Annotated in this window: 11 protein-coding genes; 3 read left to right on the top strand and 8 right to left on the bottom strand. The window is 69.0% G+C overall.

What is annotated here, in order from left to right:
• Positions 1–72 precede the first annotated feature (72 nt).
• Together xylB and xylA are read right to left on the bottom strand one after the other, a co-directional pair.
• On the bottom strand, positions 73–1,563 hold the full coding sequence (gene xylB, locus FPJ27_RS00680; protein WP_204421049.1) for a xylulokinase: 1,491 nt from the start codon (positions 1,561–1,563) through the stop codon (positions 73–75).
• 4 nt (positions 1,564–1,567) lie between these two features.
• Positions 1,568–2,890, bottom strand: a complete 1,323-nt coding sequence (gene xylA / locus FPJ27_RS00675) for a xylose isomerase (RefSeq protein ID WP_204421048.1) — start codon at positions 2,888–2,890, stop codon at positions 1,568–1,570.
• A gap of 273 nt (positions 2,891–3,163) precedes the next feature.
• Here xylA and FPJ27_RS00670 point away from each other — a divergent pair, with 273 nt between their 5' ends.
• Together FPJ27_RS00670 and FPJ27_RS00665 are read left to right on the top strand one after the other, a co-directional pair.
• Positions 3,164–4,357, top strand: coding sequence for a DNA-binding transcriptional regulator (locus FPJ27_RS00670; RefSeq protein ID WP_204421047.1), 1,194 nt, complete (start codon positions 3,164–3,166; stop codon positions 4,355–4,357).
• A 27-nt stretch (positions 4,358–4,384) separates the two neighbouring features.
• A complete protein-coding gene (locus FPJ27_RS00665; RefSeq protein ID WP_204421046.1) occupies positions 4,385–5,473 on the top strand; it encodes an aldose epimerase family protein in 1,089 nt (362 codons plus the stop codon).
• A 119-nt stretch (positions 5,474–5,592) separates the two neighbouring features.
• Here the strand turns inward: FPJ27_RS00665 and yjfF are convergent, their stop codons facing one another.
• The 6 genes from yjfF to FPJ27_RS00635 form a co-directional block, all read right to left on the bottom strand.
• Positions 5,593–6,681 carry a galactofuranose ABC transporter, permease protein YjfF gene (gene yjfF / locus FPJ27_RS00660; RefSeq protein ID WP_204421045.1) on the bottom strand — a complete coding sequence of 363 codons (1,089 nt, stop codon included), beginning with the start codon at positions 6,679–6,681 and terminating at the stop codon, positions 5,593–5,595.
• Entirely contained in the window at positions 6,678–7,718 is a 1,041-nt protein-coding gene (locus FPJ27_RS00655) for an ABC transporter permease (protein WP_105393297.1), read from the bottom strand. The genes yjfF and FPJ27_RS00655 overlap by 4 nt, the downstream gene beginning before the upstream one ends.
• Positions 7,715–9,229: a sugar ABC transporter ATP-binding protein gene (locus FPJ27_RS00650; RefSeq protein ID WP_204421044.1), complete on the bottom strand. Its 1,515-nt coding sequence runs from the start codon at positions 9,227–9,229 to the stop codon at positions 7,715–7,717. The genes FPJ27_RS00655 and FPJ27_RS00650 overlap by 4 nt, the downstream gene beginning before the upstream one ends.
• Positions 9,230–9,289: 60 nt before the next feature.
• Positions 9,290–10,252: an ABC transporter substrate-binding protein gene (locus FPJ27_RS00645; protein WP_034182440.1), complete on the bottom strand. Its 963-nt coding sequence runs from the start codon at positions 10,250–10,252 to the stop codon at positions 9,290–9,292.
• 296 nt (positions 10,253–10,548) lie between these two features.
• Positions 10,549–10,758, bottom strand: a complete 210-nt coding sequence (locus FPJ27_RS00640) for a hypothetical protein (protein ID WP_204421264.1) — start codon at positions 10,756–10,758, stop codon at positions 10,549–10,551.
• A 15-nt stretch (positions 10,759–10,773) separates the two neighbouring features.
• Positions 10,774–11,052 (bottom strand): DUF4148 domain-containing protein, encoded by a 279-nt coding sequence (locus tag FPJ27_RS00635; protein WP_072440532.1) that lies wholly within the window; start codon positions 11,050–11,052, stop codon positions 10,774–10,776.
• Between the two features lie 270 nt (positions 11,053–11,322).
• On the opposite strand from FPJ27_RS00635, the gene FPJ27_RS00630 reads away from it, so the two are divergent.
• A complete protein-coding gene (locus FPJ27_RS00630) occupies positions 11,323–14,553 on the top strand; it encodes an efflux RND transporter permease subunit (protein ID WP_204421043.1) in 3,231 nt (1,076 codons plus the stop codon).
• Positions 14,554–14,595: the final 42 nt, after the last annotated feature.

The raw sequence follows: 14,595 nt of genomic DNA, 5'->3' as shown, positions 1-14,595 counted from the left end.
TGGACAACCCCACGAACGCCGGGCGGCCGCCGAAGCACGCTGCCCTTTGTCTGGCCACTACACGGCGCGACGTTATGCGGTATGACCCGCGCCTGCCGAAAACACCGGTTCGAGCGCGCGATACAGCGCGCGAAACGTCGGCCGCCGCGCGTCGCGATACCACGCGTGGCGCGCCATGTCGGGCTCGCGCACGGCCACCACCGGCGGCTGCGGGCACACCGCGTCGAGCGGCGCATCCGGTTCGAGCGCGAGATGCGCGAGCCGCGCGGCGCCGAGCGCCGGGCCGACTTCGCCGCCCGCGCGCAACGTCAGCGCGCGGCCGCTCAGGTCGGCGAGCATCTGCGTCCAATACGCGCTTCGCGAGCCGCCGCCGATCACCGTGATGCCGTCGGGCGCGAGCCCAGCCGCATGCAGCGCGTCGATCCCGTCGAGCAGCGCGAAGCCGACGCCCTCGAGCGTCGCGTTCGCGAGATCCGCGCGCTGCGAGTCGGGCGTCAGCCCGTAGAACACGCCCTTCGCATTCACGTCGTTGTGCGGCGTGCGCTCGCCGCTCAGATAAGGCAGGAACCACGGGCGGTCCGTGCGCGCGTTCGTCTCGGCGTCGGCGAGCAGCGCGGCAACGCCGTCGTAGCCGGCCAGCTGCGCGGTGAAATCGATGCAGCCGGCCGCATTCAGCATCACCGACATCAGGTGCCAGGTATGCGGCAATGCATGACAGAAGCTGTGGACCGCCGATTCGGGATTCGCGCGGAACCCGTCCGATACCGCGAAATAAACGCCCGACGTTCCGAGCGACAGCAGCGCATCGCCGGGCCGCACGATGCCGACGCCCACCGCGCCGGCCGCGTTGTCGCCGCCGCCCGCGACGACCGGGATCTCGCGCAGCCCCAGCGTGCGCGCGACGGCCGGCAGCAGCGTGCCGGTGATGCGGTTGCCCTCGAACACGGCGGGCATCTGGTCGCGCGACAGCCCGCACGCGGCGAGCAGCGTGTCGTCGTAATCGCGCTTGGCGACATCGAGCCACAGCGTGCCGGCGGCATCCGACGGATCGGTCGCGAACACGCCGGTCAGCCGGTAGCGCAGATAATCCTTCGGCAGCAGAACGTGCGCGATCCGCGCGAACACGTCCGGCTCGTGCCGGCGCACCCACAGCAGCTTCGGCGCGGTGAAGCCCGGCATCGCGAGATTGCCGGCGACGGCGCGCAGCGCGGGCGCGAGCCGCTCGAGCTCCGCGCATTCGGCATCCGCGCGGCCGTCGTTCCACAGGATCGCGGGGCGCAGCACGTCGCCGTGCGCATCGAGCAGCGTCGCGCCATGCATCTGCCCGGTCAGGCCAAGCGCGCCGATGTCGTGCGGATCGATGCCGGCCGCACGCGCGTCGGCGACGAGCGCCGCCAGCGCGCCGCATGCCCCATCCCACCAGTCGAGCGGCGCCTGTTCGGACCAGCGCGGCCGCGGCCGGCTCACCGACAGCGGCCGGCTCGCGCTGGCCCGCACCGCACCGTCGCGGTCGAGCAGCACGGCCTTCACGCCCGACGTGCCAAGATCGAGTCCGATGTACATGACGTCAGCGCAGCCCGTAGATCGCCTGGTTCACGATGTTCTCGAGCCGTTCCTGCGCGCCGCTCGCATGCCGCGGGTTCACGCCGCGCGCGAGCGCGTCGGCGGCGAGCGACTCCAGCGTGTAGCCGCCCGACAGGATCTCGCGGCCGAACGCGCTGTCCCACTGCGCGTAGCGCTGCCGGCGCAGCGCGTCGAGCCGGTCGTTGCCGACCAGCACGGCCGCGCGCTCGAGCGCGAGCGCGAGCACGTCGATCGCGCCGACATGGCCGTAGAACAGGTCTTCCGGATCGACGCTCTGGCGCCGCACCTTCGCGTCGAAGTTCATGCCGCCGGTGGTAAAGCCGCCGTGGCGCAGGATCTCGTAGAACGCGAGCGTCAGCTCCTCGACGCTGTTCGGGAACTGGTCGGTGTCCCAGCCGTTCTGCGGATCGCCGCGATTCGCGTCGACGCTGCCGAACACGCCGAGCGCAAATGCGTTCGCGATCTCGTGATGGAACGAATGGCCGGCGAGCGTCGCATGGTTTGCCTCGATATTCACGCGGATTTCATTCTGCAATCCGTATTGCGTGAGGAAACCGTGCACCGTCGCGACATCGTAGTCGTACTGGTGCTTCGTCGGCTCCTGCGGCTTGGGCTCGATCAGCAGCGCTCCTTTGAAGCCAATCCGGTGCTTGTGCTCGACGACCATCGACAGGAAGCGGGCGAACTGCTCGCGCTCGCGCACGAGATCGGTATTGAGCAGCGTCTCGTACCCTTCACGGCCGCCCCACAGCACGTAGTTCTCGCCGCCGAGCCGATGCGTCGCGTCGAGCGCATGGCGCACCTGGGTGGCCGCCCACGCGAACACGTCGGGGTTCGGGTTGGTCGCCGCGCCCGCCGCGAAGCGCGGATGCGAGAACAGGTTCGCGGTGCCCCACAGCAGCCGGACGCCCGTCGCCTGCTGACGCTCGCCCAGGTAGTCGGTCATCCGCGCGAAGTTCTCGACGTACGCGTGCAGGCTGTCGCCCTCCGGCGACACGTCGGTGTCGTGGAACGTATAGAACGGCGTGCCAAGCTTCGTGAAGAACTCGAACGCCGCATCCGCCTTCTGGCGCGCCCGTTCGAGCGGGTCGCCCGGCTGCTGCCACGGCCGCCGGAACGCGCCCTGGCCGAAGATGTCGTGGCCTGGCCACACGAACGTGTGCCAGTAGCACACCGCGATCCGCAAGTGCTCCTCGAGCGTCTTGCCGAGCACCAGCTTCGTGCGGTCGTAATACCGGTATGCAAGCGGGTTGTCCGACTGCGGACCTTCGTAGCGAATCGCGGGAATATGTTCGAAATACGACATGGCGTCTCCGTCCGGTTTCTTGTTGCAGTGCGGCGCGCATCGCGACGGCGTGCGGGCCGAATTCGATCTGGCTGGATCGTGCCCGCGCGCCCCCTCGCCCGCAATTGCGAAATTGCGCAGCACGCTTAACGTTTCTTGCCAGCGCGCTGCGCACGGCACGCATTCCGTCCTACAATCGCCGGACACCAGACAGATCAGACAGCCGCGCGGCGTTGCCCGCGCGCCCGGAGACAACGGCGCGACGCCCCGCACGGCGCGCGCTTCGAGACCGAGATGAACCGCGCCCCTTCCACCCAGACGCCGCACCGCATCGCGCTGCTGTTCAACGCCAACAAGGTCTACGACCGCGAGATCATCAGCGGCATCGGCCAGTACCTGCGCTCGACGCGCGTGGTATGGGACCTGTTCCTCGAAGACGATTTCCGCTGCCGGCTCGCCGGCATCGAGCGCTTCGACGGCGACGGCATCATCGCGGATTTCGACGATCCGGCCGTCGCCGACGCGCTTGCCGGCTCGCCGCTGCCGATCGTCGCGCTCGGCTCGTCGTACGAGGATCCGGCGCAGTATCCGGACGGCGTGCCGTATATCGCGACCGACAACGCGAAGCTCGTGTCGCTCGCATACACGCACCTGATCGGCGCCGGGCTGCCGCACTTCGCGATGTACAGCCTGCCCGTCGCGCAGCAGAACCGCTGGGCGCAGCAGCGCGAGCTCGCGTTCGACGGCCTCGCGCGCGCGGACGGCGTCGACGCGCCGATCTACCGCGGGCTGTCGACCAGCGCGTCGGGCTGGAACCACGCGATCGAGCAGCTGATCGGCTGGCTGCACGCACTGCCGAAACCCGTCGGCGTGATCGCGGTGACCGACGCGCGCGCGCGGCACCTGCTGCAGGCGTGCCTGATCGCCGGCCTCGCGGTGCCGGAACAGGTCGCGATCATCGGCATCGACAACGATCCGCTCACGCGCACGCTCACGCGGATTCCACTGTCGTCGGTCATCCAGGGCACCGAGGAAATGGGCCGCACGGCCGCGCATCTGCTGCACCAGATGCTGGGCGGCGCGCGTTTTCCCGACCGGCGGATTCTCGTGCCGCCCGTCGGGATCAACGTGCTCGATTCGACGCGCCACGAGCCGCTCGCGAGCCCGCACGTGATGCGCGCCCGCCACTTCATTCGCCAGTACGCGTGCCAGGGCATCAAGACCGAGCAGGTCGCCGACTACGTCGGTGTGTCGCGCTCGCTGCTCGAAGAGCACTTCCGGCGCGAACTGCAGCGCACCGTGCACCAGGAAATCCTGCGCCACAAGCTCGAAGCGGCGCAGGCGCTGCTCGCCGGCAGGCAGGCGTCGAGCGCCGAGGTCGCGATCCGCTGCGGGTTCACGTCGCTCCAGTACATGTACGCGGTGTTCCGGCGCGAGCTGGGCTGCACGCCGCGCGAATACCAGGAACGCGCGATCGCCGCGCACTGAAGCCCGCCGTTCACATCGAATCATCCTATGCACATCGATACCGATTCCCCCCATCTGACGCCCGGCGTCGCACGCGTGCCTTCCGAGCCGTGGGGCACGCTGCCCGACGGCGACACGGTGCGACGCTATACGCTGCGCAACACGCATGGCATGCGCGTCGTCGTCAGCGACCTCGGCGCGACCGTCGTGTCGTGGCTCGCGCCCGATCGCACCGGACGCTTCGCCGATATCGTGCTCGCGCACGACACGCCCGCGGAATATGTCGAATCGGGCGCCTACCTCGGCGCGACGGTCGGCCGCTGGGCGAACCGGATCGCCGGCGCGCGCTTCACGCTCGACGGCGTCGACTACCTGCTCGATCGCAACGAGAACGGCAATCTGCTGCACGGCGGCGCGAGCGGCTTTCACCGCCAGCGCTGGGAAGTCGTCGACGACTGCGGCGGGCTGACGCTGCGACTCGATTCACCGGAAGGCGACGCGGGTTTTCCGGGCAACGTGAGCGTGCAGGTTCGCTACGCGCTCGACGACGACGGCACGCTGACGATCGACTACACCGGCGTCACCGACGCGCCCACGCCGCTCAACCTCACGAATCACAGCTATTTCAACCTCATCGGCCGCGCGGGCAGCGACGTGCGCGGCCACGTGCTGAGCATCGACGCCGACGCGTTCCTCGAGGTCGACGACGCGCTGATCCCGACCGGCACCGCCGACGTGACCGGCACGGCTTTCGATTTCCGGCACAGCGCGCCACTCGGCGCGCGCCTCGACTGGCCGCATGCGCAGCTTGCAAGGGCGCGCGGCTTCGATCACTGCTTCGTGCTGCGCGACGGCGCGCGCGCGGTCAGGCCCGTCGCCGGCATCTACGATCCCGAAAGCGGCCGCGAGCTGGTCGTGTCGACCGATCAGCGCGGCCTCCAGCTTTATACCGGCAACTATCTGGACGGCGTGCGCGTGAGGGGCGGCACGCGGTGCGCGCAACACGCCGCGCTGTGCGTCGAAGCCGGCGGTTTTCCGGACCAGGTCAACATGGCCGACCTGCACGACGACGTCATCCTTCATCCGGGCGCCGTCTATCGTCAGACCACTCTGTACCGGGTAGCCGTTCGCGCGTAACGCGCGCGCCGGCCGCCTTCGACAACAAGCACCGGCGGCCAGGCATCAACCACGTCGCGCGTGCCGCTACCCCGTTGCCCGTCACCGCACGGCGCGCGCCGTGCGCTCCACGACACGCACTACACGCGCCGCATCATCGACACCAGCGCCGCGTCCTCTCCGGGCTCGGCCGGCCGCGCGTGCGCGGAGTCGCGCTTCGGCTGCTGCGCGCCGAGTCCCGTTCCGCCCGTGCGCCGCCGCGTTGCGTGCCGCTCGATAACCCGCTGCAGCACACAGAACACGCACAGCAGCGCGCCGATCACGATCCGCGTCCACCACGAACTCAACGTGCCGTCGAACGTGATCAGCACCTGGATCGTGCCGAGGATGCCGACGCCGAACACCGAGCCGATCACGTAACCCACGCCGCCCGTGAGCAGCGTGCCGCCGATCACCGTCGCGGCGATCGCGTCGAGCTCCATCCCCTGCGCCTGCAGCCCGTAGCCCGACAGCACGTAGAGCGTGAACACCACGCCGCCGAGTGACGAACACAGCCCGCTCAGCGCATAGACGCCGATCTTCGTACGCGCGACCGGCAGCCCCATCAGCAGCGCCGAACGCTCGTTGCCGCCGATCGCATATACATTGCGGCCGAAACGCGTGAAATGCGCAACGTAGATCGCGACGGCCAGCGTCGCGAGCGCGATCAGCGCGCCCGCGCTCAGCGTGCCGCCGCCGACCGGCACGCTGATGCCCGCGATCGCATGAAACGTCGGCTCGTTGATCGTGATCGACTGCGTCGTGATCAGGAAGCACGCGCCGCGCGCGAGAAACATCCCGGCCAGCGTGACGATGAACGGCTGCAGCCGGAAATAGTGGATCAGCGCACCCATTGCCGCGCCGTACAGCGCGCCGAACGCGAGCACCAGCGGCACGATCACCCATACGGGCCAGTGCAGCCGCTCGGCGCCGACCGCGCAGAAGATCGTTGTCAGCGCAACGACCGAACCGACCGACAGGTCGATGCCGCCCGACACGATCACGAACGTCATGCCGATCGCGACGATCAGCAGGAACGCGTTGTCGACGAGCAGGCCGGTCAGCACCTGCATCGAGAAGAATCCCGTGTACATTACGGATCCGAAGCCGAACAGCGCGGCGAACAGCACGATCGTCACGACGATCGGCAGCGTGCGCGGGTCGGCGAGCCGGCCAAGGAATCGGGTCATCGGGGCGTGGCTCCAGAGGTGGCGCGCGAACGCGCGGAAGGCAGCAGCCGCGACGCGTGCCGGACCACGAGCGCGCGCGCCGCGTCCGACTGGATCAGCGTCACGACGATCACGACGACCGCCTTGACGACCAGCGTCGCCTCCGGCGGCACGCCGATCGAATAGGTCGTGTAGGTCAGCGTCTGGATGATCAGCGCGCCGAGCACCGAGCCGGCGAGGCTGAAGCGGCCGCCGAGCAGCGACGTGCCGCCGAGCGTCACCGCGAGGATCGCGTCGAGTTCGAGCAGCAGCCCCGCGTTGTTGCCGTCGGCGCTGCGCACGTTGGAACTCGCGAGGATGCCCGCGACCGCCGACATCACGCCGGAGCACAGGTACACGCCGAACACGACCGCGCCCGAGCGCAGCCCGACGAGCCGCGTCGCAACCGGGTTCACGCCGATCGCGCGGATGAACAGCCCGAGCGCCGTGCGGTTCACCAGCAGCGCGGTCGCGGCGATCGTCGCGAGCGCGATCCACACCGAACATGGCACGGTCGCCAGATAACCGCCGCCGAGCGCGAGGTAGCCGGGCGCGCCGATCGGAATGATCTGGCCGCCCGTCAGCAGTTGCGCGATGCCGCGGCCGGCCACCATCAGGATCAGCGTCGCGATGATCGGCTGCATCCCGACGAACGCGACGAGCAGGCCGTTCCACGCGCCCGCGAGCAGCCCGACGCCGAGCGCGGCGGCCAGCGCCGTGCCGACCCGCGACGGATCGGCTTCGAGCACGATCGCCGCGGCCGCGCCGGCAATCGCGACGATCGCGCCGACGGAGATGTCGATCCCGCGCGTCGCGATCACGAGCGTCATGCCGAGCGACACGATCACGAGCGGCGCCGCCCGGTTCAGGATGTCGATCGGCGCGCCGAACAGGTGGCCGTCGAGCAGCGCGATCGACAGGAAGCCCGGACGATGCGCAACGTCGAGCGCGAACAGCAGCGCAAGCGTCAGCACCGGCCACGCAAGCGGATGACGAAACAGCGTGCGCACACGCATCATGACTGGTCTCCCGCGATCAGCCGGTAAACCTGCTCCTCCGACGCGTCGGCGCCGGTCAGTTCGGCGACCTTGCGCCGGTCGCGCAGCACCGCGATCCGGTGGCTCACGCGCACGACCTCGCCGATCTCCGACGAGATGAACAGGATCGCGAGCCCGGTCGCGCACAGCGCGAGCACGCGCTCCATGATGTCGAACTTCGCGGCGACGTCGATGCCGCGCGTCGGCTCGTCGAGAATCAGCAGCTTCGGGTCCGTCGCGAGCCAGCGCGCGAGCAGCACCTTCTGCTGGTTGCCGCCCGACAGCAGCCCGATCGGCTGCTCCGCGTCGCGCGCCTTGATGCCGAGCCGCGCGATGTACGACTCGGCGATCTCGCGCTGGCGCGCGCGTCCGATCAGCCGCCACCAGCCGCGCCGCGCCTGCAGCGCGAGGATGATGTTCTCGCGGATCGACAGCGCGGCGACGATGCCCTCCTTCTTGCGGTCTTCCGGGCAATACGCGATCCCGTGCCGGACCGCATCATGCGGCGACGCAAGCCGCTTGCGCGCGCCGTCGATCTCGATCGCGCCGGTGTCGGTGCGCTCCGCGGCGAACGCGAGCTGCGCGGTTTCGGTGCGCCCCGAGCCGAGCAGCCCGGCCAGCCCGACGATTTCGCCGGGCCGTACGTCGAGATCGAGCGGGCTCATCATCCCGCGCCGGCCGACTTGCCGCATCGACAGGAACGGCGCGGCCGTGCCGGCCGCGCGCTCGACCGCGGCGGCGCCCGCCTGCAGCGTGTCGGACATTCGTTCGCGGCCGGTCATCTTCGCGACCAGCACGTCGACCGGCAGGTCGCGCGCCAGGTACTCGCCTTCGCGCTCGCCGTTGCGCATCACGGTGATCCGGTCGGACACCGCATAGGTCTGCTCGAGGAAATGCGTGACGAACAGGATCGCGATGCCCGACGCCTTCAGCCGGCGCAGCACGTCGAACAGCCGCGCGACCTCGCCGTCGTCGAGGCTCGACGTCGGCTCGTCGAGTATCAGCACGCGCGCATCGACCGACACGGCACGCGCGATCGCGACCATCTGCTGCACCGCGATCGGATACGCGTCGAGCGAGCGCGTGACGTCGAGCGACAGGTCGAGTTCGGCCAGCGCGGCGCGCGCCCGTACATGGATCGTGTTCCAGTCGATCGCGCCGCGCCGCATCGGCTGCCGGCCCGCGAAGATGTTCTCGGCGACCGACAGGTTCGCGCACAGGTTCACTTCCTGATACAGCGTCTGGATCCCGGCCGCCTCGGCCTCGCGCGGCGCGGCGAAGCGCACCGGCTCGCCGCCGACGCGAATCTCGCCCGCGTCGTGCGCATGCACGCCGGTGAGCACGTTGATCAGCGTCGACTTGCCCGCGCCGTTCTGGCCCATCAGTGCGTGGATCTCGCCCGGAAACAGCCGGAAACTCACGCGCTGCAGCGCGCTGACGCCCGGAAACGCCTTGTCGATGCCGGTCATCTCGACCACCGGCGGATGCGTCATGAACCCTCCCTCGGAGCGGTTGCCGGACGACGGCGTGCCACGCCGCCGCCCGCACGGACATCAATATTTGCGGGTCGGCAGCACCTGCGCCGCGACGCTCATCGGGAACACCGTCTCGTTCGTCACGATTCGCTTGGGCAGCGGCTTGCCGGCGACGACGTCCTTCACCGCGCTCATCAGCTGCGGGCCGAGCAGCGGGCTGCATTCGACGTCGACGTTGATCTTGCCGGCGATCATCGCCTGGAAGCCGCCCTTCGTCGCATCGAACGACACGACGCTCACGTCCTTGCCGGGCTTGATCCCGGCCTCTTCCATCGCCTGGATCGCGCCGAGCGCCATGTCATCGTTGTGCGCGTAGACGACGTTGATCTGCTTGCCGTAGGTCTTCGCGAACGCTTCCATCACCTGCTTGCCGCCGGCGAGCGTGAAGTCGCCGCTCTGCGACGCGATCACCTTGAATTTCGGATTGCTTTTGATCACTTCGAGCAGCCCGGCGCGACGATCGTTGGCCGGCGCCGAGCCGACCGTGCCCTGCAGCTCGACGATGTTGATCGGGCCCGCGTCGTTCTTGTAGCGCTCTTCCATCCAGTGGCCCGCGCGCCGCCCTTCCTCAAGGAAGTCCGAGCCGATCATCGTCACGTACAGCGACGGATCCTTCACGTCGACCGCGCGGTCGGTCAGGATCACCGGGATATGCGCGGCCTTCGCTTCGGTCAGCACGGGCTCCCAGCCCGATTCGACGACCGGCGAGAACGCGATCACGTCGACCTTCTGCGCGATGAACGAGCGGATCGCGCGGATCTGGTTCTCCTGCTTCTGCTGCGCGTCCGAGAATTTCAGGTTGATGCCGGCGTCCTTTGCCGCGCCCTTCACCGACACCGTGTTCGCGGTGCGCCACGCGCTTTCCGCGCCGACCTGCGAGAACCCGAGCGTGATCGGTTTTTGCTGCGCGAACGCGCCGGGCGCGAGTACCGTCGCCGCGGCGACGATCGCACCGGCCGCCAGCTTCCTGATGAATGTCATGGTCCGTCTCCGATGATGTCGTTGTATGCCGCGGCGCTGTTCTGTTTCTGCGTGGCGCGCGCGGTTCAGGGCTGTGCCGGGCAGCGTGTCCGGCCGGCCCGGCCCGGTATGCATGCCCCGGATCAGTCTAGGAACAAGTCCGATAACCTTCCAATGAAATCTTGGATTGAAGCGATATCGGAATCGGCATACGTATAAACACCTAAGCGCGCGGGGGCGCCTGGAGCGGCAGCGGACGACGCGCCGCCCCCGAAACCGGGAACCAGGACGGCCATCGCCGCGGCGCTCGACGAGACTCAGTTCCGGCGGGCCACCGCCTTCCTGTCGGTCTCGCCGCTCGAATTCGACGCGACGCCGGCGGCATGCGCCCGCGTCGGATTCAACCCGCGCAGCACGCTGGCGCGCCCGCCGTCGTCATCGGACAGTTGCGGCTGCCCGCGCGCAAACGCCGGCGCGATCGCCGCCGCGAGCAGCGCGGCGATCGCCAGTCGGGAAAGGAACTTCATCACCCGACTCCCGGCTTACTGCGCGCTGACGGTCGGCACGGACGCCGACGCGGTCGCGACGCCCGGCTCGCCGTGCGCGATTGCGTAAAGCTCGCGATTGCGCGCGATCGTCCGCGTGCTCGGCGGATAGTCCCAGTTCGACGTAGGCACGGTGCCGTCGCGCTGCGCCTGGACCAGATCGGCGATCACGTCGGCGCGCGTCAGGCCCGACGACGACGTCTGTGCGAAAGCGGCGACCGGCGTGCCGATTGCGAGTGCGAGCAGCGCGGCGGCTGCGATCAGTCTGCGATTCATGATGAAACTCCCGAGAACGGTTCGATGAGGACGCATCGTCGATGCGCCGCCGGCGGGACCGCGGATGCGTTTTCGCCGCCTGACACGTTCATTCTGGTGATCGCGGCCGGCGCGACGCTGACCGCCGGATGACAATTTCGAAATCTGCGGCGCGGCACGCAGATAACAGCTTCGTAATCTTCGAGTCAGGGTCGGGTCAATGCGGCATCGTCAGACTGCATGCTCGTCGCATCGAATGCGGCACCCCTGCCCTGCTTCGAGGAAAACATCATGTGGATCGTCCGGCTGGCGTTACGCAGGCCCTATACGTTCGTCGTGCTCGCGCTGCTGATCTTCATCGCGGGACCGCTCGCGCTCCTGCGCACGCCGACCGACATCTTTCCGAACATCGACATCCCGGTCGTCAGCATCGTCTGGTCGTACAACGGCTTCTCCGCCGAGGACATGGCCAAGCGCATCACGTCGAACTACGAGCGCGCGCTCACGTCCGACGTCGACGACATCGAGCACATCGAGTCGCAGTCGCTGAACGGCGTGTCGGTCGTGAAGATCTTCTTCCACCCCGGCGCGGACATCAATCGCGCGATCGCGGAAGCCGCGAGCAATTCGGCGTCGATCCTGCGGATCCTGCCGCCCGGCACGCTGCCGCCGAACATCATCACGTACAACGCGTCGACGGTGCCGATCCTGCAGCTCGGGCTGTCGAGCGACACGCTCGCCGAGCAGCAGCTCTACGACCTCGGCAACAGCTTCATCCGCACGCAGCTCGCGACCGTGCAGGGCGCGGCCGTGCCGCTGCCGTTCGGCGGCAAGATCCGCCAGATCGTCGTCGATCTCGATACGCGCGCGCTGCAGGCGAAGGGGCTCGCACCGATCGACGTCGTGAACGCGATCAACGCGCAGAACCTGATCCTGCCCGGCGGCACCGCGAAAATCGGCACGCGCGAATACAACGTGCAGATGAACGGCAGCACGCAGACGGTCGCCGCGCTGAACAACCTGCCGGTGAAGACGATCGGCGGCAGCGTCGTCTATGTGCGCGACGTCGCGCACGTTCGCGACGGCTACGCGCCGCAGACCAACATCGTGCGCGCCGACGGCAAGCGCGCGGCGCTGCTGACCGTCGAGAAAACCGGCAGCGCGTCGACGCTGACGATCATCGACCAGGTCAAGACGATGCTGCCGAAGATCGCGGCCGGCCTGCCGAAGGCGCTGCACATCTCCGCGCTCGGCGATCAGTCGGTGTTCGTGAAAGCGGCGATCCAGGGCGTCGTGCGCGAGGCGCTGATCGCCGCGTGCCTCACCGCGCTGATGATCCTGCTGTTCCTCGGCAGCTGGCGCGCGACGCTGATCATCGCGGTATCGATTCCGCTCGCGGTGCTCACGTCGCTGCTTGCGCTCGCCGCGCTCGGCCAGACGATCAACATCATGACGCTCGGCGGGCTCGCGCTCGCGGTCGGGATTCTCGTCGACGATGCCACCGTCGCGATCGAGAACATCACGCATCACCTCGAACGCGGCGCGCCGCTCGAAGACGCGATCCTGACCGGCGCAGGCGAGATCGCGGTGCCGACCTTCGTGTCGACGCTGTCGATCTGCATCGTGTTCGTGCCGATGTTCCTGCTCACGGGCGTCGCGCGCTACCTGTTCGTGCCGATGGCCGAGGCGGTGATCTTCGCGATGGTCGCGTCGTATTTCTTCTCGCGCACGCTGGTGCCGACGCTCGCGATGGCGCTGATGCGCGCGAAGGGGCAAGGCCGGCCGCCGCGCGGCGTGTTCGCTCGGATCGCACGCTTCCAGGCCGCGTTCGAACATCGCTTCGAGGCGGTCCGGCTGCGCTATCGAGCGCTGCTGTCGGCGGCGATCGCGCGCCGCCGCCGCTTCGCGGCCGCATTCCTGCTCGCATGCGTCGCATCGACCGCGCTGTTCGCGTTCGCCGGGCAGGATTTCTTCCCGTCGGTCGACACCGGCGAGATCCGCCTGCACCTGCGCGCGCCGACCGGCACGCGGATCGAGGAAACCGCGCGCCTGACCGACGAAGTGGAAGCGCGCATCCACGACGTGATTCCCGCGAACGACATCGCGAGCGTGCTCGACAACATCGGCGTGCCGGTGAGCGGCATCAACCTCACGTACGACTCGTCCGACCCGATCGGCACCGAGGATGCCGACGTGATGATCACGCTGAAGCCGAACCACGCGCCGACCGCCGCCTACGTCGCGAAGCTGCGCAACCTGCTCGCGCAGTCGTTCCCCGGCGTGACGTTCGCGTTCCTGCCGGCCGACATCGTCAGCCAGATCCTCAACTTCGGGCTGCCCGCGCCGATCGACATTCAGATCGTCGGCAACAAGCTCGACCAGAACCGCGCGGTCGCGAACGCGCTGCTCGCGAAGCTGCGCGGCGTGCGCGGCCTCGTCGACGCGCGCATCCAGCAGCCCGGCGACGAGCCGGCCATCAACGTGAACGTGGACCGCACGAAGGCGATCCAGGCCGGCCTCGAACAGCGCGACGTCGCGCAGAACCTGCTGATCGCGCTGTCCGGCAGCTCGCAGACGACGCCGAACTTCTGGCTCGACCCGCGCAACGGCGTCAGCTATCCGCTGCTGGTGCAGACGCCGCAGTATTCGGTCGATTCGCTGCAGGCACTCGCGAATGTGCCGCTGCCCGCGGGCACCGCACGTTCGCCGCAGACGCCGGCCGGCGGCCCGGCGGCCGGCGCGCCCGCGCAGAACCTGCTCGGCTCGCTCGGCAGCTTCTCGCGCGCGACGCAGCAGGCGGTCGTCTCGCACTACAACGTGCAGCCGGTGCTCGACATCTTCGCGTCGGTGCAGGGGCGCGATCTCGGCGGCGTCACGGCCGACGTGACGAAGCTCGTCGACGACGCGCGCGCGCAGTTGCCGCCCGGTTCGTCGATCGTGCTGCGCGGCCAGGTGCAGGCGATGCACGAGTCGTTTGCCGGGCTGCTCGGCGGCCTCGCGCTGGCGGTCTCGCTCGTCTACCTGCTGATGGTCGTCAACTTCCAGTCGTGGCTCGACCCGCTCGCGATCGTCGGCGGCCTGCCCGCGTCGCTCGCCGGCATCGCATGGATGCTGTTCGTCACGCGCACGACACTGTCGGTGCCCGCGCTGACCGGCACGATCCTGTGCATCGGCATCGCGACCGCGAACAGCATCCTCGTCGTCAACGCGGCACGTGAGCTGATGGCGGACGGCGCGCCGCCGTGGCAGGCCGCGCTCGATGCGGGTTTCAGCCGCTTCCGCCCGGTCGTGATGACCGCGCTCGCGATGCTGATCGGCATGCTGCCGATGGCGCTGGGCCTCGGCGACGGCGGCGAACAGAACGCGCCGCTCGGCCGCGCGGTAATCGGCGGGCTGGCGTTCGGCACGCTGTCGACGCTGCTGTTCGTGCCCGTCGTGTTCGGCTTCATCCATGCATGGCTCGCCCGGCGCCGCGATGCGGCCGCCGCACGCCGCGCGCAGGAAACCCCGGCATTGCGCTGATCGCGACTTCACCTCGACTCCCTTCGACTTGCCCGACCCAGA

Origin of the sequence: Burkholderia sp. MS455, assembly GCF_016899445.1 — a bacterium.
GTDB classification, from domain to species: domain Bacteria; phylum Pseudomonadota; class Gammaproteobacteria; order Burkholderiales; family Burkholderiaceae; genus Burkholderia; species Burkholderia pyrrocinia_C.
The sequence above is the reverse complement of the archived record's forward strand: the minus strand, read 5'-3'. Positions and strand labels throughout refer to the sequence as shown.

What these genes read in the sequence shown, in the direction of transcription:
- xylB (WP_204421049.1), bottom strand. Translation starts at nt 1,563, where the DNA reads ATGTACATCGGACTCGATCTTGGCACGTCGGGCGTGAAGGCCGTGCTG.
- xylA (WP_204421048.1), bottom strand. Translation starts at nt 2,890, where the DNA reads ATGTCGTATTTCGAACATATTCCCGCGATTCGCTACGAAGGTCCGCAG.
- FPJ27_RS00670 (WP_204421047.1), top strand. Translation starts at nt 3,164, where the DNA reads ATGAACCGCGCCCCTTCCACCCAGACGCCGCACCGCATCGCGCTGCTG.
- FPJ27_RS00665 (WP_204421046.1), top strand. Translation starts at nt 4,385, where the DNA reads ATGCACATCGATACCGATTCCCCCCATCTGACGCCCGGCGTCGCACGC.
- yjfF (WP_204421045.1), bottom strand. Translation starts at nt 6,681, where the DNA reads ATGACCCGATTCCTTGGCCGGCTCGCCGACCCGCGCACGCTGCCGATC.
- FPJ27_RS00655 (WP_105393297.1), bottom strand. Translation starts at nt 7,718, where the DNA reads ATGATGCGTGTGCGCACGCTGTTTCGTCATCCGCTTGCGTGGCCGGTG.
- FPJ27_RS00650 (WP_204421044.1), bottom strand. Translation starts at nt 9,229, where the DNA reads ATGACGCATCCGCCGGTGGTCGAGATGACCGGCATCGACAAGGCGTTT.
- FPJ27_RS00645 (WP_034182440.1), bottom strand. Translation starts at nt 10,252, where the DNA reads ATGACATTCATCAGGAAGCTGGCGGCCGGTGCGATCGTCGCCGCGGCG.
- FPJ27_RS00640 (WP_204421264.1), bottom strand. Translation starts at nt 10,758, where the DNA reads ATGAAGTTCCTTTCCCGACTGGCGATCGCCGCGCTGCTCGCGGCGGCG.
- FPJ27_RS00635 (WP_072440532.1), bottom strand. Translation starts at nt 11,052, where the DNA reads ATGAATCGCAGACTGATCGCAGCCGCCGCGCTGCTCGCACTCGCAATC.
- FPJ27_RS00630 (WP_204421043.1), top strand. Translation starts at nt 11,323, where the DNA reads ATGTGGATCGTCCGGCTGGCGTTACGCAGGCCCTATACGTTCGTCGTG.